At 63.7% G+C, this 25,359-nt stretch carries 27 protein-coding genes; 11 read left to right on the top strand and 16 right to left on the bottom strand.

Features of this window, described 5'->3' with window-relative positions; translation table 11 throughout:
- Positions 1–672 precede the first annotated feature (672 nt).
- Positions 673–1,131 carry a hypothetical protein gene (locus EPL01_RS01890; protein WP_135823559.1) on the bottom strand — a complete coding sequence of 153 codons (459 nt, stop codon included), beginning with the start codon at positions 1,129–1,131 and terminating at the stop codon, positions 673–675.
- 186 nt (positions 1,132–1,317) lie between these two features.
- On the opposite strand from EPL01_RS01890, the gene hemB reads away from it, so the two are divergent.
- The 7 genes from hemB (at position 1,318) to EPL01_RS01850 (ending at position 9,008) form a co-directional block, all read left to right on the top strand.
- Positions 1,318–2,313: a porphobilinogen synthase gene (hemB, locus tag EPL01_RS01885; RefSeq protein ID WP_135823558.1), complete on the top strand. Its 996-nt coding sequence runs from the start codon at positions 1,318–1,320 to the stop codon at positions 2,311–2,313.
- Positions 2,314–2,527: 214 nt separating this feature from the next.
- Positions 2,528–3,094, top strand: coding sequence for a DUF7342 family protein (locus tag EPL01_RS01880; RefSeq protein ID WP_135823557.1), 567 nt, complete (start codon positions 2,528–2,530; stop codon positions 3,092–3,094).
- Between the two features lie 41 nt (positions 3,095–3,135).
- Positions 3,136–3,561, top strand: a complete 426-nt coding sequence (locus EPL01_RS01875; protein WP_135823556.1) for a toxin-antitoxin system TumE family protein — start codon at positions 3,136–3,138, stop codon at positions 3,559–3,561.
- 336 nt (positions 3,562–3,897) lie between these two features.
- Positions 3,898–5,565 (top strand): ammonium transporter, encoded by a 1,668-nt coding sequence (locus tag EPL01_RS01870; protein WP_246045603.1) that lies wholly within the window; start codon positions 3,898–3,900, stop codon positions 5,563–5,565.
- Positions 5,566–5,922: 357 nt separating this feature from the next.
- Positions 5,923–6,336 carry a DUF5518 domain-containing protein gene (locus EPL01_RS01865; protein ID WP_210424037.1) on the top strand — a complete coding sequence of 138 codons (414 nt, stop codon included), beginning with the start codon at positions 5,923–5,925 and terminating at the stop codon, positions 6,334–6,336.
- A gap of 164 nt (positions 6,337–6,500) precedes the next feature.
- A complete protein-coding gene (hemL, locus tag EPL01_RS01860) occupies positions 6,501–7,841 on the top strand; it encodes a glutamate-1-semialdehyde 2,1-aminomutase (protein WP_135823640.1) in 1,341 nt (446 codons plus the stop codon).
- Positions 7,842–8,477: 636 nt separating this feature from the next.
- On the top strand, positions 8,478–9,008 hold the full coding sequence (locus tag EPL01_RS01850; protein ID WP_246045610.1) for a DedA family protein: 531 nt from the start codon (positions 8,478–8,480) through the stop codon (positions 9,006–9,008).
- A gap of 263 nt (positions 9,009–9,271) precedes the next feature.
- Here the strand turns inward: EPL01_RS01850 and tsaA are convergent, their stop codons facing one another.
- From tsaA to EPL01_RS01830, 4 genes are all read right to left on the bottom strand, one after another.
- Positions 9,272–9,706 (bottom strand): tRNA (N6-threonylcarbamoyladenosine(37)-N6)-methyltransferase TrmO, encoded by a 435-nt coding sequence (tsaA, locus tag EPL01_RS01845; protein WP_135823554.1) that lies wholly within the window; start codon positions 9,704–9,706, stop codon positions 9,272–9,274.
- Entirely contained in the window at positions 9,703–10,938 is a 1,236-nt protein-coding gene (locus EPL01_RS01840; protein WP_135823553.1) for an MFS transporter, read from the bottom strand. Before EPL01_RS01840 ends, tsaA begins: the two co-directional genes overlap by 4 nt.
- 284 nt (positions 10,939–11,222) lie before the next feature.
- A complete protein-coding gene (locus EPL01_RS01835) occupies positions 11,223–13,343 on the bottom strand; it encodes a (Fe-S)-binding protein (protein ID WP_135823552.1) in 2,121 nt (706 codons plus the stop codon).
- A gap of 96 nt (positions 13,344–13,439) precedes the next feature.
- A complete protein-coding gene (locus EPL01_RS01830) occupies positions 13,440–13,745 on the bottom strand; it encodes a hypothetical protein (RefSeq protein WP_135823551.1) in 306 nt (101 codons plus the stop codon).
- Between the two features lie 216 nt (positions 13,746–13,961).
- Here EPL01_RS01830 and EPL01_RS01825 point away from each other — a divergent pair, with 216 nt between their 5' ends.
- The gene (locus EPL01_RS01825) at positions 13,962–14,702 is read left to right on the top strand and encodes a hypothetical protein (protein ID WP_135823550.1); all 741 of its coding nucleotides are present in this window, start codon (positions 13,962–13,964) and stop codon (positions 14,700–14,702) included.
- 31 nt (positions 14,703–14,733) lie between these two features.
- On the opposite strand, the gene EPL01_RS01820 is transcribed toward EPL01_RS01825, so the two are convergent.
- From EPL01_RS01820 to EPL01_RS01810, 3 genes are read right to left on the bottom strand one after another with little or no spacing between them, the layout of a single operon-like run.
- Positions 14,734–15,441 (bottom strand): energy-coupling factor transporter transmembrane component T family protein, encoded by a 708-nt coding sequence (locus EPL01_RS01820; protein ID WP_135823549.1) that lies wholly within the window; start codon positions 15,439–15,441, stop codon positions 14,734–14,736.
- The gene (locus EPL01_RS01815; protein ID WP_135823548.1) at positions 15,438–16,175 is read right to left on the bottom strand and encodes an energy-coupling factor ABC transporter ATP-binding protein; all 738 of its coding nucleotides are present in this window, start codon (positions 16,173–16,175) and stop codon (positions 15,438–15,440) included. The genes EPL01_RS01820 and EPL01_RS01815 overlap by 4 nt, the downstream gene beginning before the upstream one ends.
- 22 nt (positions 16,176–16,197) lie before the next feature.
- A complete protein-coding gene (locus EPL01_RS01810) occupies positions 16,198–16,779 on the bottom strand; it encodes a biotin transporter BioY (RefSeq protein ID WP_135823547.1) in 582 nt (193 codons plus the stop codon).
- Between the two features lie 117 nt (positions 16,780–16,896).
- On the opposite strand from EPL01_RS01810, the gene EPL01_RS01805 reads away from it, so the two are divergent.
- Together EPL01_RS01805 and EPL01_RS01800 are read left to right on the top strand one after the other, a co-directional pair.
- Positions 16,897–17,499: a conditioned medium-induced protein 4 gene (locus EPL01_RS01805; RefSeq protein WP_135823546.1), complete on the top strand. Its 603-nt coding sequence runs from the start codon at positions 16,897–16,899 to the stop codon at positions 17,497–17,499.
- Between the two features lie 376 nt (positions 17,500–17,875).
- On the top strand, positions 17,876–18,544 hold the full coding sequence (locus EPL01_RS01800) for a CRISPR-associated protein Cas4 (protein WP_135823545.1): 669 nt from the start codon (positions 17,876–17,878) through the stop codon (positions 18,542–18,544).
- Between the two features lie 32 nt (positions 18,545–18,576).
- Here the strand turns inward: EPL01_RS01800 and EPL01_RS01795 are convergent, their stop codons facing one another.
- The 4 genes from EPL01_RS01795 to EPL01_RS01780 form a co-directional block, all read right to left on the bottom strand.
- A complete protein-coding gene (locus tag EPL01_RS01795) occupies positions 18,577–18,894 on the bottom strand; it encodes a HalOD1 output domain-containing protein (protein ID WP_135823544.1) in 318 nt (105 codons plus the stop codon).
- 167 nt (positions 18,895–19,061) lie between these two features.
- A complete protein-coding gene (locus EPL01_RS01790) occupies positions 19,062–19,652 on the bottom strand; it encodes an L-threonylcarbamoyladenylate synthase (protein WP_135823543.1) in 591 nt (196 codons plus the stop codon).
- Between the two features lie 48 nt (positions 19,653–19,700).
- A complete protein-coding gene (locus EPL01_RS01785) occupies positions 19,701–20,264 on the bottom strand; it encodes a redoxin domain-containing protein (protein ID WP_135823542.1) in 564 nt (187 codons plus the stop codon).
- A 1-nt stretch (position 20,265) separates the two neighbouring features.
- Positions 20,266–20,583, bottom strand: a complete 318-nt coding sequence (locus EPL01_RS01780) for a glutathione S-transferase N-terminal domain-containing protein (protein ID WP_135823541.1) — start codon at positions 20,581–20,583, stop codon at positions 20,266–20,268.
- A gap of 111 nt (positions 20,584–20,694) precedes the next feature.
- On the opposite strand from EPL01_RS01780, the gene EPL01_RS01775 reads away from it, so the two are divergent.
- Positions 20,695–22,098, top strand: coding sequence for a hemolysin family protein (locus tag EPL01_RS01775; RefSeq protein ID WP_394346238.1), 1,404 nt, complete (start codon positions 20,695–20,697; stop codon positions 22,096–22,098).
- Between the two features lie 155 nt (positions 22,099–22,253).
- Here EPL01_RS01775 and EPL01_RS01770 read toward each other — a convergent pair whose 3' ends face one another.
- From EPL01_RS01770 to EPL01_RS01755, 4 genes are all read right to left on the bottom strand, one after another.
- A complete protein-coding gene (locus EPL01_RS01770; protein WP_135823540.1) occupies positions 22,254–22,781 on the bottom strand; it encodes a hypothetical protein in 528 nt (175 codons plus the stop codon).
- A gap of 72 nt (positions 22,782–22,853) precedes the next feature.
- On the bottom strand, positions 22,854–24,044 hold the full coding sequence (locus EPL01_RS01765) for an inorganic phosphate transporter (RefSeq protein WP_135823539.1): 1,191 nt from the start codon (positions 24,042–24,044) through the stop codon (positions 22,854–22,856).
- A gap of 73 nt (positions 24,045–24,117) precedes the next feature.
- Positions 24,118–24,804 carry a DUF5828 family protein gene (locus EPL01_RS01760; protein WP_135823538.1) on the bottom strand — a complete coding sequence of 229 codons (687 nt, stop codon included), beginning with the start codon at positions 24,802–24,804 and terminating at the stop codon, positions 24,118–24,120.
- A gap of 59 nt (positions 24,805–24,863) precedes the next feature.
- A complete protein-coding gene (locus EPL01_RS01755) occupies positions 24,864–25,091 on the bottom strand; it encodes a DUF8007 family protein (protein WP_135823537.1) in 228 nt (75 codons plus the stop codon).
- Between the last annotated feature and the right edge of the window lie 268 nt (positions 25,092–25,359).

Raw genomic sequence — 25,359 nt, 5'->3', positions numbered from 1 at the left:
TTGAAACACTTGTTCGTTTTGCGGGATAGGTCGGTTCCTGTCCATCCGTTCAAAAAAGGGAGACGACAGTCGGGATTGATTCCGGAATCTCACTCTCGAAGGCAACTGACGCACTCGGGACGGCAACTGCTCAACCTGCCCGTCGAGGCTGTCGGTCTCCCAGTATTTCTCCTCGTCCGTCACGCACTCTGTTCTAACGTCGGAGACCTATGCCGAGTCGAGAGCTGACGGGCTCCAGCACTCACGGGTGTCTCTGCACTCCGTACTAACGTCGGCTGGCTGTGGCGAGTCGAGGGTTGACGGGCTCCAGCACTCACGGGTGTCTCTGCATTCCGTACTAACGTCGGCTGGCTGTGGCGAGTCGAGGGTTGACGGGCTCCAGCACTCACGGGTGTCTCTGCACTCCGTACTAACGTCGGCTGGCTGTGGCGAGTCGAGGGCTGACGGGCTCCAGCACTCCCGGGTGTCCCTGCACTCCGTACCAACGTCGGAGGCAGTGACACTACCGGCGAACAGTGCGAGCGTTGCAACGGTTGCGACGAAGAGTAGCGTTCGCTTGCGCATAGTTATCAGTGGTTGTGGTGACCAAAATATCCTCTCTATTGAAAATACTTAAAACTAATGCATATTATGATGGAAAAAGAAGCTGGAAGGACGACGGACGCCGACCGACTACGGCGTCCCCACGGTCTCGTGCCGCTGCCAGAGATAGTACACCGCGAAGGGGACGCTGACGAGGAAGCCCAGAATCACCGGGACCGACGGCGGGAAGTTCAGCAGGACCGACAGCACCCCGACCACCAGCAGGACGGCGAGGCCGAACGTCGCTATCAGCGCCTGTCGCATCGGCTGGGGTGCCCACGTCCCGCTGGTGCGGTTCACGTAGTCGGCGTCCTTGTAGACCGCGACGGGGAAGTAGACGGTCAGAAAGAGGAAGGGCACGCCGAGCGCGACCAGCGAGAGCTGAACCACGTTCGCGCCGAACCCGAACGCTTCCCACGAGGAGGCCACCGCGAGCCACGCCAGCGCCGCCAGCCAGAGGAGGAAGGCCGCGGGGATGGCGGCCACCCAGTACCAGTGGTGCGAGCGACGGCGTCTGGCTCGGCCGGTGTTCGCGCGTTCGCTGCTCATACTCGGAGTTGAGGGCGCAGTCCCTAAACCCGTGTCGCATGCGGTCGAACCTGCTCCTCGGGGAGACTTTGCCGACCTTTCGCGTGGCAATCATTCTTATTGAAGTGGCGTGCCCGGTTCGAGAGCATGGCGCGAATCAGCGCGAGGAGCGACGCGGTTTTGACGAGCGCGCCGCAAGACTCCGACATGAACCTCACCGACCGGCCCCGGCGACTCCGACGCGACGGAATCCGCGAGATGGTCAGCGAAACCGACGTGCAGGCCTCCGACCTCGTCGCGCCGGTGTTCGTGGACGCGACGACCGACGAGCGAGTCCCCATCGAGTCGATGCCCGGCCACGAGCGCGTGCCGGTCGAGGACGCCGTAGCGCGCGTCGAGGAGGTCCTCGAAACCGGCGTCGAGGCCGTCATGCTGTTCGGCATCCCCGAGTCGAAGGACGAGCGCGGCACCCGAGCGTGGGCCGAGGACGGCGTGGTGCAGGAGGCGACCCGCCGGGTCACGAGCGAGACCGACGCCTACGTCATCACCGACGTGTGCCTCTGTGAGTACACCAGTCACGGCCATTGCGGGGTGCTGGAAGAAGGTGCGGGCGAGGACCGCGCCGAATCGGACGCGAGGCTCACCGTGAGGAACGACGAGACCCTCGACTTACTGGGGGAAATCGCCGTCTCGCACGCCGAGGCTGGCGCGGACATGGTCGCGCCCTCCGGCATGATGGACGGGATGGTCGGAGCAATTCGGGAGGACCTCGACGCCGCAGGGTTCTCCGACGTGCCGGTGATGAGCTACGCCGCCAAGTACGAGTCGGCGTTCTACGGCCCCTTCCGCGACGCCGCCGACGGCGCGCCCTCGTTCGGCGACCGCAGGCACTACCAGATGGACCCCGCGAACCGACGCGAGGCGGTGCGCGAGGTCAGACTCGACGTCGAACAGGGCGCTGACGTGCTGATGGTCAAGCCCGCGCTCCCCTACCTCGACATCGTGGCCGACCTGCGCGAGGAGTTCGACCACCCCATCGCGGCGTACAACGTCTCGGGCGAGTACGCGATGCTCCACGCCGCCAGCGAGAAGGGGTGGCTCGACTTGGAGGCGGTCGCGCTGGAGTCGCTGCTGTCCATCAAGCGGGCAGGTGCGGATTTGATTCTGACGTACTTCGCGGAGGACGTGGCAGCGGCGCTCTGAGCAGTCAGTGAAAACCTTCCTCGTGATGCTTGGAAGAATATTTTAATGTCTTTAGACAATATTTTTATTTCCTAAGAATTGAAAAGTTATCTTTGCTACCGGACTCACGGCCGGAATAGGTGTCTCTGGATGTCAATGACCGATAAGTTTCCGTTCAGAATCGGTATATCCGTAAGCGCAAAATATAATCAGCAGTAGATCAAATAGCTCAGTAGTGACTAAAGAAAGTGAGCGATCTCCGGACTCCTCTCCCGTCAAGGAGTACAGCGCGAACAGGGAGAATCGGAGCGCGTTAGAGCGAGTGTCGTTGCTCGTCCCGAATCTAAACGAGGAGGCGTCAGTAGCCGAGATAGCCGAAGATGCCGACGTTTCGAAGGAGACCGCTCGGAAGTACCTGAAGCACTTCGAGAACTGGAACGTCTTGGTTCAGACCGGAACCAATCCGGAGACGTTCGTCCGAAACGAGTCGTACTTCGACTGGCTCCGAATCGACACGCTCCGACAGGAGCAGTCGGTAGACGAACTGCAAGAGACCCTGAGCGAACTCGCGGCGGAAGACGAGCGGTTAGCTGAAGAGTTAGAGGCCGAGTCGCCTGCCACTGCGAGTATGCTGGGAAACGGCTACGAGGCCGCAGGCGAACGCGCAGAGAAAGTCCGCGAATGGCAGAGCGTACGGGACCGAATGGACGACGTGATGGCGGCGCTCCGCGAGAAGTTGGATCTGACTTCGGACGCGACCCGAGAAGAGTCTGCCATAGACCGGCTTCGGATTTCCGAGTAGCAGTTCTTAAATCGAGTTAGTCGGTTAGTCGAAATAGTCTCGTGAGTCGCAAGTCCATCGACGACCGAGTGATGCGTGACATCGCCGACGAGTGGCGAGAAATCAGTTGGGTAACGAGCGTCTCCATCCGACCCTCGAACAAACCGAACAAGGTCGTCGTGACACTCGAATCAGACTACTATCCCGCCGAGGTCCGAGAGGTGGCCGTCGAGTTCGAGGTCCTCGTGAGTGGTGATTTCTTCGTGACGTACCGAGAGCGGTGGGAGCGAAAGGAAGACGACTATCAGTGTCGCTGGGACCGACACGAAAACGACCACAATGCCCGGGACCACTTCCACGAACCGCCAGATCGCGAGACAGCGGTAGACAGAGATTTTCCGAAGTATCCGTTCCAGATGACCGAACTCGTCCTTCGATTCGTCGAGCGTCGGCGGGGAACCGCATTTGAAGAATCGTCCGCCGACTAATTCACTCTGGCACCTGAACCCACGTTTTCCTCACGCGCACTCTCGACCGTCACCCCTGCGAACACCTCACGAACCCCGGTGGACGAACGTTCGAAAACCGACCCGACGAACGTCGGGTTTCTGGACGCCATACAACCTTAAATCACTATTATCCGATTTTAAACCTGACGGGCGTCTACCGAAGGCCCAATATTCTGTAATTATTCAATGCTTATCCTTATGTACTGCTTTGCCGTCACAGTATATCGTGAGCGAACACACGAACCACGAGGAATTCCAGATATTCCTGAACAGCTGTCCAGACGATTTGGTCGAGATTCCGACGGAGGAGGGAGAATGCTAGGCGCACCGATGCAGGTCGACCCCGGCTCGGTCGCCAGCGGGGTCAACCACGTCTGGGTCCTGACCGTGACCTTCCTCATCTTCTTCATGCACGCGGGCTTCGCCATGCTGGAGGCCGGGCAGGTCCGGTCGAAGAACGTCGCCAACCAGTTGACCAAGAACATGCTGACGTGGAGCGTCGGCGTCCTCGTCTTCTTCCTCGTCGGCGCGGGCGTCTCGTCGGTCGTCGGCGGGGCCGCCGACCCGTTCGGCTACGTCTCGGGCGGCTCGGACTCGTGGATAGGCTGGCTCTTCGGCGCGGTGTTCGCCATGACGGCGGCGACCATCGTCTCCGGCGCGATTGCGGGCCGGGCGAAGCTCCGGGCCTACGTGAGCTACACAGTCCTGCTGGCGGCGGTCATCTACCCGGTCGTCGTCGGCTTCACGTGGGCTGGCGGCTTCCTCAACGACGTCGGGCCGGGCTTTCAGGACTTCGCGGGCGGCGTCATCGTCCACGCGATGGGCGGCATCGCGGGCCTGACCGCGGCGTGGATCATCGGCCCGCGGATGGACCGCTACGACGACGACGGCTCGGTCAACGTCATCCCCGGCCACTCCATCACCTTCGCGGTGCTGGGCACGCTCATCCTCTGTTTCGGCTGGTACGGCTTCAACGTCGGCACGGCCGCGAGCGTCTTCGTGGTCGAGAACGGCGAGTTGGCCCTCGGCGCGTTCGCCGACACCGTGGGCCGGGTCGCGCTGACCACGACGCTCGGCATGGCCGCGGGAGCCATCGGCGCGGGCACCGTCTCGCTGGTCAAGACCGAGAAGGTCGATACCCTCTACGTCGCCAACGGGATGCTGGCCGGTCTGGTCGGCATCACCAGCAACACCAACGCCATCACGTGGGTCGGCGCGCTGGTCGTCGGCCTGCTGGCGGGCGGTCAGTTGCCGGTCGTCTTCGAGTTCGTGGAGAAGCGCCTGAAAATCGACGACGTCTGCGCGGTCTTCCCGGTCCACGGCTCGGCGGGCGTCCTCGGGGCGCTGGCCTTCCCCTTCTTCGCCATTCCGGGCTACGAGGTCAGCCTCCTCTCGCAGGCAATCGGCGTCGGCGTCATCGCCCTCTGGACGGTCAGCGCGACCGGGCTGGTCTTCGGCGTGCTGAAGCTCCTCGGGCAGGCCCGCGTCAGCACCGAACACGAGCGCGAGGGCCTCGACATCGCGGAACACGGCGTGGACACCTACCCCGAGTTCGGCGGTCCCGACGTGGACGCGGGCGCAGTCAGAACCGACGGGTCGGGCGTCCGGACAGACGGCGCTGGCGACCTGCCCAACGCGGGCAAAATCAAGATGGTCACGGCCGTCGTCCGGCCAGACCGCCTGAGCAACGTCAAGACCGCCCTCGCCCAAGTCGGTGCGCCGAGTCTCACGGTGACGAACGTCTCGGGCCGCGGGAGCCAACCGGCCAAGACCGGCCAGTGGCGCGGCGAGGAGTACACCGTGGACCTCCACCAGAAGGTGAAAGTCGAGTGCGTGGTCGCCGACGTGCCCGCCGACGAGGTGGTCGAGGCCATCCGCGACGCCGCCGACACGGGCGAACCCGGCGACGGCAAAATCTTCGTCATGCCGGTCGAGGACGCCTGTCAGGTCCGGACCGGCGTCAGAGGGCCGGACGCGGTGTGACTCCCGACAGTAGCGAGTAGCAGACAGCAAGGCCGAGCGCGCTCGGTGAGACAAACCACCAGAATGCGCTCGGTGAAACAACCGCCAGCGAACGCCCCGCTGACCGAACCACCGTGGGTGGGATGAAGGGGCCGCCCGGTCGCGCTTGCTTGGTCGCTCTGCGGCCCCTATCCGTCGCAACTACGTCCGTCGGATATGCCGCAGAGCGACCGCGAGCGGGCGGGGGCTTCAAAAAGACGACATCGCAGTCGTTCTGCGGTTCGCACTCACGGTCACGTCCGTCTAAGTCACCTTCCCCGAATCACTCGACCCGCCTAGCGACCAAAGCATATACCCTCGCCCCGAGAACCACGACGTATGAGCCGCGATACGACCACGACGACCACCGAAAACTACCCTCCGTCCTCCCAGAAACGGCCCGGCGACGACCCCAATACCCTGATGAACGCCCTCGTCGGCGCGGTGGCGACCGTCCTGACCGCGCCGCTCCTCCCGCTGGCGGCCATCTTCGGCGGCGCTCTCGCGGGCTACCTCGAGCAGGGCGACCTCGCGGAGGGCGCGAAGGTCGGCGCGATTTCCGGAGCCATCGCGGCGATTCCGGCCTTCCTCCTCGCGTGGCTCGTCGTCGGCTTCGTCCTCCTCGGCGCTGATCCGTTCTTCGCCCTAACGACCGTCTTCGCCGTGCTGCTGTTCGTCTTCGTAGTCGGCTACCTCGTCGGTGCCGGGGCGCTCGGCGGTGCGGTCGGGGCGTACCTCCGGCAGGAGCTATAAACGTTCAGTTCGGCACGGGATAATTATATCTATCTTTATCATATACTTTTATTTTCTTTAAATATCTCTGTGTTTCTTAGATGCCGACCGAAGAGCGCGCGAGGCGAACCGACGGCCTCGCACAGACAGAAATCGACTTTACCCACGAACCAGAACGTCCAAACATGCACGACGAACGCTCGCGCGAGTTGTACGACCGGGCGCTCTCGGTCCTCCCCGGCGGCGTCAACTCTCCCGTCCGGGCCGTCAGACCCTACCCCTTCTTCGTGGAGCGGGGCGACGGCGCGCACGTCATCGACGCCGACGGCAACAAGTACATCGACTACGTGATGGGCTACGGTCCCCTGCTTCTGGGCCACGACCTGCCCCAGGAAGTCGAGTCGGCGATTCAGTCCCAACTCTCCGACGGCCCGATGTACGGCGCGCCCGCCGAGGTCGAGGTCGAACTCGCGGAGTTCATCGCGCGCCACGTCCAGAGCGTCGAGATGGTGCGGTTCGTCAACTCCGGCACCGAAGCGACGACTTCGGCGGTCAGACTGGCGCGGGGCTACACCGGCCGGGACAAAATCGTCGTCATGCAGGGCGGCTACCACGGCGCGCAGGAATCGACGCTCGTGGAGGGTAAGACCGGCGGCACCGGGTCGCCCAGTTCGGCCGGGATTCCCGACGCCTTCGCCGAGGAGACCATCACCGTCCCGTTCAACGACGAGCGGGCGGTCCGCGAGGTGTTCGAGGAGCGCGGCGACGAAATCGCGGCCGTCCTCGCCGAACCCGTCCTCGGGAACTGCGCGTCGGTCGGACCAGTCGAGGGCTACCTCGACACCCTGCGCGAGGTCACCGACGACCACGGGGCCCTGCTCGTCTTCGACGAGGTCATGACCGGGTTCCGCATCGGCGGCCTCCAGTGCGCGCAGGGCAAGTTCGGCGTCACGCCCGACCTGACGACGTTCGCCAAGGTCATCGGCGGCGGCTTCCCGGTCGGCGCAATCGGCGGCCCCGCCGAAATCATGGAGTCGTTCACGCCGACGGGCGACGTGTTCCAGGCCGGGACCTACTCGGGCCATCCCCTCTCGCTCACCGCGGGACTAGAGATGCTCCGCTACGCCGCGAAAAACGACGTGTACGACCGTCTCAGCGACCTCGGCGACCAACTGCGCTCGGGGCTGACCGACATCCTCGAAGACCGCGCGCCGGAGTACACCGTCACGGGCTACGACAGCATGTTCAAAGTCGTGTTCACCCGCGACGGCCCGCGCGACCTCGACGGCCAGTGCGAGGCCGGGTGCCGACAGGACCCCGACTGCCCGCGGTACGACTACTGCCCGAAGAGCAAGGCCGACGTGAACGCCGCCGAGACCGAGCGCTGGGAACGGCTGTTCTGGCCCGCGATGAAAGAGGAGGGCGTCTTCCTGACCGCCAACCAGTACGAGTCGCAGTTCCTCAGCTACGCCCACACCGAGGAGGACGTGGAGGAGACGCTGGAAGCCTACAAGGAAGTACTGTAGCGGTCGGGAGATTCGGGCCAGCGGACCGAGCTACGGCCCCGAGTAGTCCACTTTTCCTTCTTGTTCGGTCGTCTCGACGCCGTAGAGCCGGTTGTACGGTGGAGATAGCTCCCGTCCGCGCGCTGGACTCGGACGCCGTGAACCTTGCCGGAGTCCGAAATCTTCCCCGCGTCGGTTTCGACCGTCTCGACCCCGTCGGGAGCGTCGAAGGTGATTTTCCTTCTCGGCGAGAAATCGCAGGCCGACTGACCGACCGGCCAACCAGCACACGCTCGGTGTGACTTTCAACCGGCAAGCGGCCGACGAATCAACCGACAGTCTGGGTGGATGAAGGGGGCTTCAGTAGGCGTTTACCTTCTCGTTGGGTCCGCTTCCTTTAGCAGTTCTTCAGAACTCTCTATTCGGTCGGGGTCATAACGCATTTAGCGCCCCCTGTCGATACGACAGTCACGAATGCTGTCCCCGCTCGCTCTCGTCGGTCCCGACGCGCCACTCGCGCTCGGAGCCGCGGTACTGCTCGCAGGCGTGTTGCTGTCGAACGCCGTCGGAACCGGAAAGGTCCGGGAGTTCTTCGCCGACAACGGCCTCCTCCTGCTGACTGTCGGCATCGTCATCGCGGCGGCGGTCGGGGTCGGCCTGTTCTTCGTCGGGAACAAGCAGTTGGCGAAGGCGTGGCTCGACCAGTACGGCCTGCTCGCGCTCTTCCTCATCCTGATTCTGGAGGGCGCGATGCTGTTGTACTTCGCGCCGAGCGAGAGCCTCGTCCCCCTCGGCGTGACCCTACTGGCCGAGTCGGCGAGCGACTACGCCACCATCGTGGCGGTCATCGGCGTCGCAGTCGTCGGCGCGACCATCGGCCAGTACGCCCTCTTCCTGCTCGCCAAGCGCGGCGGTCGAGAGTACCTCCTCGAAAAGCGGTGGTTCCGCGTGGACGAGGAGCAACTCGACCGCTTCGACGGGTGGTTCCAGCGGTGGGGCCGTGTCGTTGTCCCGGTCAGCAACGCCCTGCTGTTCACCCGCGGGATGCTCACGGTCCCTGCCGGGTTCGCCGAGATGCGCGACTTGGAGTTCGTCGTCCTCTCGGCGCTGGGCACGCTCGTCTTCCAGACGTGGCTCGCGGCCGCCGCGCTCTACGCCGCCGAACTCGGTTTCCTCGGTTTCCTCTGAACTGACACAACTCGACTCGCTACCCGGTCGAGTTTTTCTGCGAACCGGTAGGCGTCAGACCTAACAAGTTCCAGAACGTAGCCTGAGTTGCGCTCGCGTGCCGACTTCATCGCGTGCCATGCTTTGAAATCCACGCGAGCGCACTTCTGGATGGGTGTCTCTATCACTCCGGATACCCGTCGCCGCTTTTCGGCCGCTTTCACGGGCGAAGCCCGACGAGTGTTTCTCTACGAGTCGGTCTGGAAACGGGATTTGGCCGACGATTATCGGTCTTCGAGCCACCCGACCGAGACGTTCTCGGTGTCTTCGATGGGGACTGTGTGTGGTTTCACGTCCAGAACCGGCGTGCCATCGACGAGGTCGAGACCCTCGACGTGGAGCGTCGTTCCGTCGCGGTCGAGGAGCTCGACGACGGTCTGTGCGAGCGGGTTCGGCCGGTGTGGGCTCCGCGTTGCGAAAACGCCGACTTCGAGGTCCTCGACGTGCGGCGGTCGGGCCGTGAGTCGGTACTCCTCGACGTCGTCGAGGTGTGCGAACACGACTACGTGAGAGAAGCCGTCGATGCCGTCGAGACCGGGTTCGTAGTCGTCGTCGAGGACGATTTCGCCGGTGGTTTCCGCGACTTCGTCGTGGGAAACGTCGGCGGGCGAGTCGTGTGGCGAGCGAACGTGTCCGATCGGAGTGTATTCGATGTTCATGATTGGGTGCCTGTTTTCGAGACCGCGAATACTGCTCCGGCCGCGACGACCGGGAACAGCGCGAGGACGCCGAACAACAGCGAGTAGGAACTGCTCGATAGAATCCAGCCAGCGAGCGATGCGCCGAGCGCGCCGACGCCGAAGTTGACGGTGAAGACGAGGCCGAACCCGATACCCTGACCCGCGTCGGGAGTGTGCTTCGCCACGAGTGCGGACTGCAACGGTGCGAGTGTAAACAGCAGGGCACCGAAGACCAGCCCTACTGCGATGACGGCGCTACCGGAGAGCACTCCCAGCGCGAGCAACGCGAGTGCGGTCGCCGCGAAAACGCCGACCAAGACACGCTCGATTTCGAACCGCTCGCCGAGGTCCCCGCCGACGATTTGTCCGACGGACCCCGTCAGTAGGATGAGCGAGTAGAGCCACTGGCCAGCACCGACCGTCGCGCCCGCGACGTCGAGGCTCGGGAGCGACGAGAGCGTCTCGATGAACTGGGGGAGGAACGTCAGCGTCCCGCGATAATAGATGCCTGCGAACACGTAGACGCCGATGATACCGACGAAGACCGGCGTGACGAGCGCGCGGAGTTGCTCGACCACGTCACCGAGCGAGTGTTCGGACGCCGAGTGGTCGTTCGCGTCCGAGGGACCGCGAAGCGCGAAGAGGACGCCGAATCCCAGAAGCGGGACGGCGAGTAGCCCGAGAACGGTCCGCCAGTCGGTGACCGCCAGCCCCGCGGTGATGAGCAGCGGTCCGATGCCGATACCGAGGTTCGCACCGATACCGTGGTAGGCGAAGCCCTTGCTCGGTGCGTCGGCCTCACGACTGATGAACGCGAGTGCGGGTGGGTGGTAGAATCCGGCACCGGCACCCGCGAGCGCGACGACGGCAGCTAGTGCCGCGAACGAGTTCACGAAGGGGACCGCGAGGAACACCCCGCCGGTCAACAACAGAAAGCCTGTGATGACCCTGTCCGCGCCGAATCGGTCGCTCAAGATGCCGGACGGGAGCGCCATCAACCCGTAGAGACCGGTCATCAGCGTGACGAGGAGTCCCAGTTCGTACGTCGATACGTCGAACTGTTCGATCCAGATGGGAACGAACAGCGGAATCGAGAGGACGACGAGGTGGTCGAGCGCGTGGGCACCAGTCGTGTAGCCGACGAGTCGCTGGTCGCCCGCCGGGATGCCACGAGCCTCGAAGAGACCTCGGATAGCGTGCTTGAACCCCATGAGTATTGTAGGTAGTGTGCAATTATTATTTTGCGCCTAGATATTAATACCTCTGCGGTACCGGATAGTGATGCCGTCCGTGAGACGAGTTAGTACGAACCAAGAGGTGATTCTCTCGCGTATTCTGCGGTTCGAAGGTGTCGAAGAACTGTTCGCCTCGATATGCTCTACTCGCTTTTCCCGTGATACTCCGGAGATAGTATTTTTCCGAAGAACAATACTCGAAGCCCGCGAGATAGCGGCTTGGCCAATCGAAGATGGTCGAGTAGCCGCCAACTCGTCGTCTACTCGGCCGCGACCTTGACCCGCTCTTTCTCGCCAATCGCCTCGACCAGCAGTTCGGACACGTCCACGATTTCGATGTCGTCCTCGTAGCCGCCGGTCTTGCGGCCGTCCTCGTACATCGTCATGCACATCGGGCAGGCGACGACGAACTTCTCGACGCGGCTTCCGGTGTCGGTGTCGTTCAGCGCCTCGCGCAGGCGCTCCTCGCTCGGCTTGGGGTCCTCCTCGAAGTCCATCCAGAGGCCGCCACCGCCGCCGCCGCAACAGAAGCTGTCCTCGCGGTTGCGGGGCATCTCGTCCAGTTCACAGCCCGTGGCTTTCACGATTTCGCGCGGTGCCTCGTACTCGTCGTTGTACCGACCGAGGTGGCACGGGTCGTGGTAGGTGACGGTGTAGTCGAGTTCAGAGCCGGTGAGACCGAGGTCCCGGAACAGGTCTTCGACCACCTGCGTGTAGTGGAACACGTCGTCCTCGGTCCACGAACACTCCTCGAACTCCGGATACTCGTTCTTGAAGGTGTTGTAGCTGTGTGGGTCGGTACAGACGATTTTGTCGTAGTCGCAGTTCTGGATGGCCTCGGCGTTGTCCTCGACCAGCATCTCGTAGAGGCCCTCCTCGCCGACGCGGCGCACGTCGTTGCCGTCGGCCTGCTCGTCGTCGTAGAGAATCCCGTACTCGACGCCGGACTCTTCGAGGATGGTCGCCAGCGAGCGCGCCACCTTCCGGTTGCGCTCGTCGAAGCTCGGGTAATCGCCGACGTACCAGAGGTACTCGACGGACTCCTCGCGGGCGTCGGGAATCTCGAAGTCGAGTTCGTCGGCCCAGTCGGGGCGCTTGCGCTGGGGTTCGCCGAACGTGTTCCCGTTCTGGAACACGTTCATCATCGTGTCCTGGACGTTGGCGTCCATCTGGCCCGACTCGGTGAGTCGGCGGTTCATCTGCGTGAACTGCTCGACGTGTTCGATTTCGACCGGGCAGGCGTCCATGCAGGCCATGCAGGACATGCAGGACTCCATCGTCTCGCTGTTGATGACCGACGCGCCGCCGTCGGCGATGATGTCCTTCTCCTCGGTTCGGCCCGCCTCCAAGTCCTCGCGGTACTGCTTCAGGTCGAGAATCACGTCGCGGGGGTCGAGGGGTCGGCCCGACGCTTTCGCGGGACAGACCGACGAACACCGGCCGCACTTGGTGCAGGCGTCGTGGTCCAGCAGTTCCTTCCACGAGAAGTCCTCGATGGAGCCGTGACCGATCTCCTCGGGGCTGGCGTCGTCAGGAACGCCCGGCAGGCGCTTGCCAGCCTTCTCGTCGCGGGTGACGACGTTGGCGAAGCTCGAAATCATGTGGAAGGGCTTGGCGTAGGGAATCGCGGCGACGAACGCGAGCGCCAAGAGTGCGTGGGACCACCAGACGACGGGGTAGGCCGCGGCCGCCATTTCGGGGGTCACGCCAGCGATTTCCAGGACGTCGTAGACGAACCAGCCGACGAAGCTGACCGTCTCGAAGGAGACGTCGCGGGTCGCGCTCGTGCCGAGGATGCGGACGCCCTCGGTGACGTACCCGCCGACGCCCAGCAGGAACAGCGTCCAGATGAACAGGTCGTCCTCGGTGGAGGTGTGCTTGCCCCAGAGGCGACTCTCTTGGACCCAGTAGCGCCGGTAGAGGGCCATGCCGACGCCGACCACGAACAGCAGGCCCATCGCGTCCATGACCAGCGAGTAGGCCAGATAGAACGAGCCGACGAAGAAGGAGTCCTGTCCGAGCGCCTTCGTCCAGATGTCCATGTCGATGGCCAGAATCGTCGTCCCGATGAGCAGCGTCAGGAAGCCCCAGAAGACGAACGCGTGCATCAGCCCTCCGTAGAGGTCGCGGTTGAACTGCTTCTGGTTCGAGAAGACGATTTTGGTCGCGGAGACGATTCGACTCGACAGGTTATCGAGGCGGTCGAACCACGAGTCGGTCCCCTCCGCGTAGGTCGAGAACCGCTCGTAGACCCCGAGCGCGAAGATGGCTATCGCCACCGCCGCGAGGTAGTAGAAGATGGCCTCGCCGAAGTGGCCGATCTTCCAGAAGGTCGGGCGGGTGACCTCGCTCCCCGCCTGCGCCAGCACAAATGTTGCCATGTTTTACACGGGGAACAGGATTCGCTTAAGTTTTACCGACTCAGGCCGCTCCCCCGGCCGAAAACGGGCCGGGTGTTTATGGTTTATAGCTCATGCTCAACCGCGCAGGTCATGACTGTCGTTCGTCGAACCCCGCCTTTTATTTTCGACCATGACGTAGGATGACATGATACCGAGCGTGGACCGAAACAGTCTCGCCGCAATCGGACGGTCCGAACTGCGACTGATTATCGGTATCACGGTCGTGATGACCGTCTTCTCTTGGCTCGTAGCGCCAGCGGACTCCCGTCTTCTGGTTGCGTTGATTTCGGGGTTGGTCTCGCTGGTGGCTATCACGCTGTTGTTCAGATAGTCGAACCAATACGGACTCGTCTCGGTCCGGTTGACGGTTGAACCGCCCACTCACCGATATTCGATTCCGTGATTTCAGGTAGTCGAATCTACTTATGATAGATACCCTTCCTATATAAATTATAATATTTGTTAAAAAAGTAAAAAATACAAGTATAAAGATTTTTAAATTCGTGGTCGTGACCTCTCTACTACATGTCAGAAGATGGCCAAGATGGGCGTTCGATTAGTCGCCGGAAATGTCTGAAAGGTATCGGTGCCGCTGGCGTGACTTTCGGATCCGCATCGAACCCTGCTTCGGCGGACGGGAAACTGAAAATAAAGCGAATCCGTGGCGGAAAGCGCTCCAAAGTAATCGAGGACGCGCGCTCCACCGACGAGTTCGAACTGTTCGCCACGGCGCTCCAGCGCGAGGGTATCTCGTTCGACGCGACCGAAGTCAACGCTTTCAGAGTCTTCCCGGCCAGCGGTGGCAAATTCGAGCTCGTTTCGTTCGTAGACGACAGCGTCGCGGCCGGTGGTGCGAACATCTCGATTCCGCTAGGTGGCGATTCCGTCGCCAAGGCGACTGTCACCGAACTCGACGACCGGGACCGTCCCGTCTCCATCACCGAGTTCGGTCGGGGCGGCGTCGTTTCGACGAGCACCGCGAACGGCCTTGAGAACGTCTCGACTCAGGCTACGACGACTGACGTTGGTGGAACGACGGTTACGAAGAAGACCCACGACCTCTCTGGGTGGTTCGAAGACGGTGAGGTCACCACGCAGGCGAGTTACTGTTCGGACTTCCCCGACACTATCGGCTGTGGAGACTGCAAGAACATGGTGACGATACTGAACTCACTGTCGTGCAGCCTGCAGACGGCCGCCTACTGTTCGGTCGTTACCTCCCAGACCGGCGTCGGTCCGCTCGCCTGCGCTGCGGGATTCGGGGTCCTCTGTCTCGTCGTAACGACCTTCGGAATCAGTAATCCGCAAGACGTGTGCGAGAAGGTCTGCGCCTGTTGACCTCTCACGGAGAGTCGTACCGCCGACGGAGTTAGATAATCGCCCAGAGCAACAGCCCGACACTCCCAACTATCACGGGAACGTCGGCCCGCGAGAACGAGAGCGGCGGGAGCGTCGGGTTCCACGAGAAACACCGGGCGCGGAGCGCCAGCGCGAACCTGTCGGCCCGCGAGAGCGCCCGCGAAAGCCCCGAAATCGAGACGAGTTTCATCCTGTCTATCAGTCCTCGCTGGTCGCCCAACCGCGCCGAGGAGGCGTCCCGAATCCGACGCAAATCGGCCTGCAAGACCGGCAGGAACCGGAAGACGAAGCCGACACCCGTTCCGAGGAGTTGCCCCGCCTTCCCCGGCACGAGGTGCTGAATCGCGGCCCGCGAGTCCCTGACGGGCGTCGTCCGGAGGTACGCCGCGCTCACGAACAGGACGAGGACGACCCGGTAGCTCGCGAGCAAACTGTCGAACCCCGCCTGCCAGCGAATCCACGGCGGGCCGAGCGCGGCGGCCGAGAGCAGGGGTCCGGCCAGCAGGAAGGGGAAGACGAATCGGTACTCGACCAGCGCCTCGCGGGCCGACACGTCCGAGGAGGCGAGGACGACCCCGGCGACGCCACTCAGCGCGAGCAGGCCCTTCGGCGTGGTGTGGGCGAACGCCGCCACCGCGAACGCCACCTGAAAGGCGAGTTTGGTCCGGGGGTCGAGTCGGTGGGCCAGCGAGTCGCCCGGTCGGTAGCTGAGGGTCACGGCTCCTCTCGGGGGGTTTCTCTCTTCGGCGGGACCCGGATTCCCAGTTCGGGCAGTCGGTCGCGGGCCTCCTCGGGCGAGGCGTCTACAGCCACGTCCCCGTCGGCGAGCGCGACGATTCGGTCCGCGAGGGCGAACGCGTCCCGGAGGTCGTGGGTCACGAGGACGACGCCGGTGCCCGACTCCTTGAGGCTCCGGAGTTGTTCGACCACCGACTCGCGGGTCGGCGCGTCGAGGCCGGTGAACGGTTCGTCCAGCACGAGGTGGTCGGGGTCCATCGCCAGGGCTCCCGCAATCGCCACTCGCTCGCGCTCCCCGCCGGAGAGTTCGTCGATGCGCTCGTCGCGGCGGTCTCGCATGTTGACCGCTTCGAGGGCCTCCTCGACCCGGCGGTCGATCTCCTCGCGCGCGAGGCCCAGATTCTCCGGGCCGAAGGCGACGTCCGCGCCGACCGTGGCCGCGACGAAGCCGTCGCGCGGCTGTTGGAACACCATGCCGACGCGGGTTCTGGCGGCCACGAGGTCGTCGGTGACTGGAGTGCCGTCTACGAGGACCTCGCCCGAATCGGGTTCAAGCAGGCCGTTGAAGTGCCGGACGAGCGTGGACTTGCCCGACCCGTTGGGGCCGGCCAGCAGGACGAACTCGCCGTCGGGAATCGAGAGCGTGACGCCATCGACTGCCGCCGGACTCTCCTCGTCGCCGTACCTGTGGACCAGTTCACGAGTTTCTATCATCGAATCGTTTTCGTTGGGTTCGCTACTCGGCGGTAATCTGGTCGCTCCGGACGACGCCGATTGCGGCGGCCATCTTGAACGCCTCGGCGGGGATGAACGCCGCCGCGCCCGCGACGAACGCCTTCTGGAGCGTCATCCCGAGGACGAGCGACATGCCGACGACGCCGAAGGCGTAGATGACGACCGTGCCGACCGCCATCGCGCCGACGAGTCGCGGGATACCGCGCGGGACGCGGTTCCGAAGGCGGACGCCGCCGTGGACGATTGCGCCGATGGCGAACGCCGCGACGGGGTACGACCAGAGGTAGCCGCCGGTCGGACCCAACAGCGCGCCGACGCCAGCGGACCCGCCAGCGAAGACGGGCGCGCCGACCGCGCCGGTCACGAGGTACAGCGCCATCGAGACGCCGCCCCAGACCGCCCCGAGGAGGATTCCGGCCAGAAACACGCCAAGCACCTGCAAACTCACCGGCGCGGGCGAGAGGGGATTGGGGAACGATACGTAGGCGAACGCGCCGGTCAGCGCGGCCAGCAGGGCCGCTCGGGCGACGTTCTCGGCGGTCTCCTCGCCGACTAACTCGACTGACGCCGTATCCGTGCTCATACTCCCCCGTGGTCCGTCAACCGGAATTATAGCTTCGGTTGACGACGCCCGCCGCCTCGACTTCCGCCTCCGACAGATTTTTATAATGCCGTCACGTCCCGCCAACATCAATCGCCTATGGACGAGAAGACAGAGGAACTCCGTGACATCTTCATGGATGTCACCGACGAATCCACCGTCACCGAACAGCAAGAGGAGACTCACGGTTCGCTGAGTTCGGAGGCGGAGGTAGACGAGCATCTCGAAGACGTGGTCGCTCGGATGCGAGACCGGTACGACTTCGGCACGACGCTCTCCGACGACGAACTCGTCACCGTGGTCCGGGGCTTCTACGCCGGTGACTCCGACGCCGAAATCGCCCGCGACCTCGGCGACGCGTCTCTCGGCAAGACGGTCTCGCGCGCCCGCATCGACCTCCACCTCATCCGAGATAGCGACACCGACGCGCCGTTCGACATGGACGAACTCCGTGACCTGCTGGACGACGGCGCGACGACTGTCGAGTGCGCCGAACAACTCGACGTGAGCGAATCGACCGTCCGGCGCTACCGCCGCGTCGTCGAGACCCAACAGGAGCGCCGGACCGTCAACGACCGATTCCGCGACGAGTTCGAGAACGTCCTCCGCGACCGGGAACTCTCCGACCGAATGACCGAGCGCGTCCAAGAGGACGGACTGGACGACGCGACCGAAGGGATGGAGACGAACGTTTCCTTCTGAAACTTTTCCTGCGGTCGAAATCGCGGCGGAGCCGCGATTTCTCCCTTGCAAAACTTTCATGAAAAACACGGCGGTCGTCCCGCCGCTCACTCCGTTCGCTTTGGTCCTCCCTTGGTCCGCTCGCTCGTCGCTTCGCTCCTCGCTCGCGGCGAACCGCGCTCGCTTCGCTCACGCGGATGCTGGTGCTGTATTTCTGATTTAGTCGAGCGTCTGCGGTCGCTGGTTTGCGGTGCCGTCCGCTGATTAGTGGTGCGCTCGCTCTCTCACTCCGTTCGGTCGCTCGCTGGCCGCGCGTTCGGCAGACAATTGTTCTGATTGCTTTACCGATTGCAGAGGTTGCTTAGGTTTATATCCCAGAACGAGACGAACCAATCGCGTGTCGAAGATAGCGTTCAGCGACCTCTCGACCGCGGCGTACTGCCCGCGCAAGTTGTACTATCGGCGTCGAGACGGCGACTTCGAAGTCCCCGAGGAGGTGGCCGAGCGCCGGGAACTGGCGTTTCGCTACGAGGAGTTACTGGCGACTCCTCGGGACGCCCTCGCCGACCTCCCGCTGGCGGTGGGTCCCGCCGAGTTCCGGGCGAACCTCGACCGCGCGCGGTCGAGGTTCGCCGACGAGTGGGACGCGATTCGGGACCCGAGCGAGCGCGAGCGCCTGACCGAGGGCAAGGACTGCCGGGGCATCGTCCACAAGGTGCTGGACCTCGGCGTGCCCACGCCCGCGATGGTCTTTACCGGCGACCCGCCCGAGGAGGGCGTCTGGGAGTCACAATCGGTCCGCGCCGTCGCGGCCGCGAAAGCCCTCTCGTGGGAGTTCGAGACGCCGGTCGAGCGCGCCTTCGTGGAGTATCCGACCCACGGCGAAATCCGCGAACTCCGCCTGCACGCCCGCCGGAAGGCGTCCTACCGGACCGCCATGGAAGCGGTCCGGGCGCTCGACGGCCCGCCGCCCAGACTCACCAACGACGCGAAGTGCAAGCCCTGCGAGTACCGCACGGAGTGCGGCGTGAAAACGCGGTCGCTGAAGTCGCTGTTGGGGTTCTGAGCGCCGAAGCCGGGGCGCTGGCTCGGTCGGCGCTATCGCGGGACTTGCCGTCGGGCGTCCCCCCGAGTCCGGACCACGATCTGCCCGCCGTCCTCCAGCACCACCTCGTAGGAATCGAGCGTGAAGGCGACCCGGAGGCGTTCGGAGCGCTCCGCGGTGGCCCGATACAACTCGTCCAGCGCGTCGCTCTCGACGCTGTCGTACAGTCGAACGTCCAGATTCTCCGGTTCGACGTTCTCGACCGCCGCCAGCGCCTCGACGACGGCGCTACTGATGGACCCGTCGTGGTCTCGGTCGTACTCCGTTCGATACACTATCTCCGAGTTCGCGTCTCTCGTTGCGACCGCCATTGTCTGTCTCCACGTCTACGGTAGACCTCCCATTCCTTTGTTACGTGCCGCCTGACACGACTCCCGAAACCCGCCCGGGTCTTTCTCCCTCCTTGTGACGCCGGGACAAGGAGTCCCTACGAAGCCTCGCCTGCTGTCGGTTTCGGGGTACTCCCGAACTCGGACGCTCACTTCCGTAACCACTCCCGCACCTCGTCGGCGTTCGGCCCCTCGCGCACGATGTCGCCGGTCTCGACGTTCACGACCGTGCTTCCGGTGCCACCCGTCTCGCCGCCGTCGAGGACGACTTCTGCGGCCTCTCGGATTTCCGGGTCGAGGTCGGCCACGCGGGTCGCGCTCTCTCGTCCACTCACGTTCGCACTCGTGGCGGTGACCGGGGCGACTTCGCGCAGGAGGTCGAGCGCGACCGGGTGGTCGGGGACCCGAACCCCGACCCGTTCTCGCCCGCCGGTCAAAACGTCGGGGACCGCCTCGCGCTTCTCGCAGAGGACCGTCACCGGGCCGGGGAGGAACTCGCGCATGAACCGCTGTTCGCGGTCGGTCGCCCGGACGTACTCCAGCGCGGCGTCGGCGTCGGCCACCGCCAGCGAGACCGGCTTGTCGCGCGACCGGCCCTTGGCCTCGAAGACGCGCTCGACCGCCTCCTCGTTCAGGGCGTCCGCGCCGAGGCCGTACACCGTCTCTGTCGGGTAGACGACGAGATTTCCGTCTCGAATCGCGGTCGCGGCGCGTTCGATGTCTGTGTCCTCGCCACTCATGTGGCGCGTTTCGCTTTGGGCGAAAAAAGAGATGGCGAATCCCGAACTTCAGCGCCCGGCGATGGCGTCCTCGATTTCCTCGTAGTCGGGGAAATCGGGCCACTCCTCGGCGACCCACGCGTACTCGACGGTTCGGTCCTCGTCCAGCAGGAAGACGGCGGGCCGGGGTTCGCTCACGCCCGCCATCCCGTCGAGGTCGTTGACGATGCCGTACTCCTCGGCGACGCCGTTCTGCGGGTCGCTGAACAGTCGGTAGTCCATCCCGCGCTCGTGGATGAGTTGCTTGTGGGCGTAGGGGTCCGAGACGGAGAGGCCGACGATGGTGATGTCGCGGCCGTCGCTGCTCGCGGTTTCACCGCTCGCTTTTTCCGAGGCGCGTTGCGCCTCGCTACCCCAGTTTCTGTCCCGAATCTCGTTCCACATGTAGGTCGCGGGGAAGGCACCGTCCATCGTGTAGAAGACCAGCAGGACTGGTCCCTCCTCGGTCAACTCCGAGAGGGCAACGTCCTCCCAGAACTCGTCGTTGACCAGCGGGCGGGTGAAGTCGGGCGCGGTGTCGCCCTCCTCGACGTGGTCGGTCTCGGGGAGTTCGACCACCTCGAAATCGACCATCTCAGGCACCCTCCTCGGCGTCAGCGTGCGCTTCGCCGCCGTCTGTTCGCGCTCCCTCGCCGTAGGTGTTTTCGAGGTACTCCACGATGTTGGCGCTCTCGCTCATCGTCACTCCGGTGGTCTCGTCCACGATGGCCGGGACGGTGCGCTTGCCGGAGACGCGCTTGACCACGTTGCGGTCGCTGTGCATCGGCTCTACGAACCGCGACTGATAGTCGAGGTCGTACTCCTGTAGTTTGCGGACCACGCGCTCGCAGAAGGGACAGGCCTCCAAGCGATACAGCGTAATTGCCGACTGGGCGGTCGCTGGCTGGCTCATGGGCCGTTATTCGGACGAAGCGATGGTAAGGTCTTCGCTCGCGGCATCTCACGCGGTCGGTAGGAAAAGAATAAAGAGTTAATCCCGTCCACTCTCAAGTTGGGTTGTCGAATGGTGCCATTCCCGATGTTTACGGTCGCGTCCGTAGGGGCAACGCCCGCCGCAGAAGTGTTGGGTATTCCGATTTCTGAACCAATCCTCACGTGGGGCGGCGCGTTCGTCATCGTCGTCCTCGTCGGACTCTCCGCGTTCTTCTCGTCCTCGGAGATTGCGATGTTCTCGCTGGCCAACCACCGCGTCGACGCGCTGGTCGAGGACAAGGTCCCCGGAGCGGACACGGTCGACGAACTCAAGTCCGACCCGCATCGCCTGCTCGTGACTATCCTGGTCGGAAACAACATCGTCAACATTGCGATGTCGTCTATTGCGACCGGTGTCCTCGCGCTCCACCTGACGCAGGGACAGGCCGTGGCGGTCGCAACGTTCGGGATTACGGCACTCGTTTTGCTGTTCGGCGAGAGCGCGCCCAAGTCCTACGCGGTCGAGAACACCGAGTCGTGGGCGCTCCGCATCGCTCGCCCGCTGAAACTCTCCGAGTACGCGCTCCTTCCGCTCGTCGTCCTCTTCGACTACCTGACGCGCGTCGTCAACAAGGTCACGGGCGGTCGGTCGGCCATCGAGACCTCCTACGTAACCCGCGACGAGATTCAGAACATGATAGAGACCGGCGAGCGCGAGGGCGTCATCGAGGAGGACGAGCGCGAGATGCTCCAGCGCATCTTCCGGTTCAACAACACCATCGCCAAGGAGGTCATGACTCCTCGCCTCGACATGACCGCGGTGCCCAAGACCGCCAGCATCGACGAGGCCATCGAGACGCTGGTCCAGAGCGGCCACGAGCGCGTCCCGGTCTACGAGGGGAGCCTCGACAACGTCATCGGCGTCATCCACATCCGCGATTTGGTCCGCGAACAGACCTACGGCGAGAACCCTGACCTCGAACTGGACGACGTGATTCAGCCGACCCTCCACGTCCCCGAGAGCAAGAACGTGGACGAACTCCTCACCGAGATGCGCGAGAACCGGATGCAGATGGTCATCGTCATCGACGAGTTCGGCACCACCGAGGGGCTAGTGACGATGGAGGACATGGTCGAGGAGATCGTCGGCGACATCCTCGAAGGCGAGGAGGAGGAACCAATCGAGTACGTGGACGACGACACCGTCATCGTTCGGGGCGAACTCAACATAGACGAGGTCAACGAGGCGTTGGACATCGAACTCCCCGAGGGCGAGGAGTTCGAGACAATCGCCGGGTTCATCTTCAACCGCGCGGGCCGCCTCGTGGAAGAGGGCGAGGACATCACCTACGACGGCGTGCGCCTCCACGTCGAACAGGTCGAGAACACTCGCATCATGAAGGCCCGCGTGACGAAACTGGACGAGGAGGAACTCGCCGAGAGTACGGGCGAGTCGAGTTCGGAACTGGAAGAGGGCGTCGAGACCGAGAGTTAAGACTCGTCGTCGGGCCTTTTTGCGACGTATTTGCGAACTAACTGTGCGAGCCATTGGGACCCGTAATAGACTCTCGTCCCCCCCGGACCGCTATCGAAATCGGGTGATTTAGTCATAGTAGTCTATATTACTCCCGTAGTTAAAAACGCTCACGTTCAAATAAGGAGTTCGACAAGAACACCGGTAGCTAGCAACATGACGGCCACTCCGAGACAGAGTTGAGTGACTGTGAGCATCCGAGCGTTTCCGTCGTTCAGTTCTTCCATCTCTTCTATCCAGTTCTCGTATCCGCTCACCAAGGCATCGAACCACTCCTCTTCGCCATAGTTCCCAGTTCTGATGTTCGAGAGGTACTGGGGGCCGATGCCGACTTTCGGGTCAGAAGCACTGTAGGCGACGAGTCCGGTGAGAAGAGTCACTGCTAAGGCTCCGACCCCAGCGAGGGTGAAACCGTTAGCGAATCGTCTCGCACCGGGTAGTGTCGCGGCCGAGAGAACAAGACCGAGGACGACTCCGGTAATACGGACTGTTCGCACCGCCTTCGTATGTAAGTCACTGAGAGCGTCTAACTGGTGGTTGAGGACGACTCGTGCCTCTTCGCGCCCCGACCGAAGTACTGCAACGTCAGACTTTCTGCTCTCGTCGTCGGCTACGTCTCGACACGCTGGTTCACCATCTGCCATCACGATTGGTTCGTCCCGTTCTCGGTCAAAAACCTTCGTGCGCTGGTAGTTCGACCTACGGGACTCCGACTTTCATCCGACCATTTCGATGAGCGTGAACACGCCGTAGCTCAATCCAGTCGCCAGTACGAGCGACCCCAACCACGCCAGCACGGTGTAGCCCATCTTCTTCCTGCTCACGCCGCCGCCCTCCGCGGCGTAGCCGCTTCCCACGATCGCGCTCACGATGATTTCGTTGAACGAGACCGGGATGCCGAAGAAGACCGCGGTCTGGGCGATGGCGAACGAGGGGATGAGCGCCGCGATGGAGCGCCGGGGACCGAGCGCCGAGTAGTCCTGCGCGAGGGCCTTGATCATCCGCGGCGCGCCGGTCCACGACCCGGCGAGCAGGCCGATACCCCCGCCGACGAGGACCGGCACGAGCGGAATCTCGAAGGGGTCGAGGAGGGGGACGAGAGGACCGATGGCGAGGCCGACTTGCGACCCGCCCGCAGAGAAGGCGACGAGGCTCCCCAAGGCGATGAGGAAGTGGCGCTGTCCGGCGGCCAAATCCCGGCGCACGTCCCACGCCAGCAGGGCCGCGATGGCCCCTGCGATGGCGAGCGAGACGACGACGGTGCCCGTCTCGAAGCCAGCGAACGGAGGGAGAGCCAGCGTCTTCCCTGCGGTCTCGGCGACCGACTGGCTCACGTCCGGCGGCCCCAGCAGGACGAACTTGACGTTAGCGATGATGAGACCGACGAGCGCGCCGAGCAGGGGGATGACGTTCTCCTCGGCGGTGCGCTCGGACCGGAGGAGTTTCGCGGTCGTGTAGGCGATGAAACTCCCGACGAAGGGCGTCAGTACCCAGAGCGTCGAGATTTGCTGATATTTCGCCCACGCGGGGTCCCCGCCCATCGCCAGTCCGACGCCGACGATGGCCCCGGTGACGGTGAACGCCGTGGCGATGGGATAGCCCGTGAAGACGCCGATAGCGACCAGCAGGGCCGCGACGATGAGTCCGGTCGTCGCCGCGACGGCGGTCAACTGGACGCCCACGATGAGTTCCTTGCCGACCGCTTCCGAGACGTTCGCGCCCTGCATGACCGCGCCCAGAAATCCCAGTAGGCCGACGAAGAACCCCGCCCGCATCACCGAAATTGCGTTCGCGCCGACTGCCGGCGCGTAGGGCGTCGAACCCGAGGACCCCGCGCCGATGGCCCACGCCATGAACAGACTGGCGATAGCTGCCACGACCAACGTCACGACGCCACTCCCGACCATAGCGGAACCTATCGCCGACGGTAAAATAGTCTACCGGCTTCGAGCCACTCGTTTTCCGATTCGAGCGCCGATTTCAGGTCGTCTTCGAGTGGGGCTCCTCCGGCTCGCGGGGCGCTTCGACGCCCTCGGCGGCCTCGGCGGTGTCGGTGCGCTTCTCGGTGGCGACGTGCCAGCGGTTGACCTCGTCCTCGTAGTCGGCGAGTTTCTGGCTGACCTTCTCTTTGAGGTCGTCGTCGTTGACGTTGACCTCGAAGACGAACTTCTCCTCGCCGTCGCCTCGCCCGACCTGTTGGACGTTGGCGCTGATGAGGTCGTTGTCGAAGTAGTAGGGCGCGAGGCGGGTCATCACCTTCTGGTAGACGGTGTCCTCTACCTTCCGGAGGGCCTTCCGACTCGCCGAGTCGGCGGCGCGGGCGACGTAACTCACCGAGTCCTGCCACTTGTCCAGCGCCTCGTCGGTCTCCTCGTCCTCTAGTTTCTCGTAGGACTCGCTGATTTTCTCGCCCGCGGTCTTGAGGTCGTCGTCGGGCGCTTTGCCCTTCTGTTCGCCCTTGCCCTCGTCTATCGAGGCCTGTTCGGCGGTCTTCTCGGAGACGTCCTCGCCGAGTCGCTCGTGGTGCTTGGGTCGCCACTCCTCCCACTGGTCGTATGCGTCGCCGGACGCTCCCGCCTCGCGGAGGGCCTCTGTGATGCGCTCGCCGTGTTCGACGATGTCGCCCCACGTGCCGCGGAGCTTGAAGCCCGAAACGCTCTCTTCCATTAGTGTTGGTCCTAGTTGCGGGGTGATATACGCTTGTCGGATACCGGTGCGTTTTGCGCCTAGCGACCGTACGTCAAGCGCGTCGCCACCTCGTCCAGTCTGCGCTTGACGCGGCCGAGCCAGACTTGGGGTGCGCTCGCCTTTCGGAGTTCCTCCTCGGGGACCTCGATTCGGGGTCCGTCGAAGGGGTTCCGGCCCGGTCGGTCACCGGCCTCCTCGTCGGCCGTCATCGCCACGACGGAACTCATCGAACACCGGCCGCACGCTTCGGTTCGTTTGTCGTCCATGCGGACCACTTGCACGGTGGTTGGGCGTGTGGAATAATAAGGTTTCGGCGGTCGTGAGTTCGGCTCCTGAAACGCGACCCGAAATCTCGACGTAGCAGGTTTCGGTGCCGACCGGTCTAGAGAAATGAAAACAATCACTAAAGAAATAATATCCAACTCTAAAGATTCAGAAAGTTTGGTCTTCCGGAGGTGGGGGGGGGGCGCGGGCGCCCCCCCCCACCCCCGTAGGGGGGGCACAAAGGCCGGGCGGGGTTTAACCACCCAGTGG

It is taken from the genome of Halorussus ruber, from assembly GCF_004765785.1.
GTDB classification, from domain to species: domain Archaea; phylum Halobacteriota; class Halobacteria; order Halobacteriales; family Haladaptataceae; genus Halorussus; species Halorussus ruber.
This window is presented reverse-complemented; position numbering and strand designations above follow the sequence as displayed.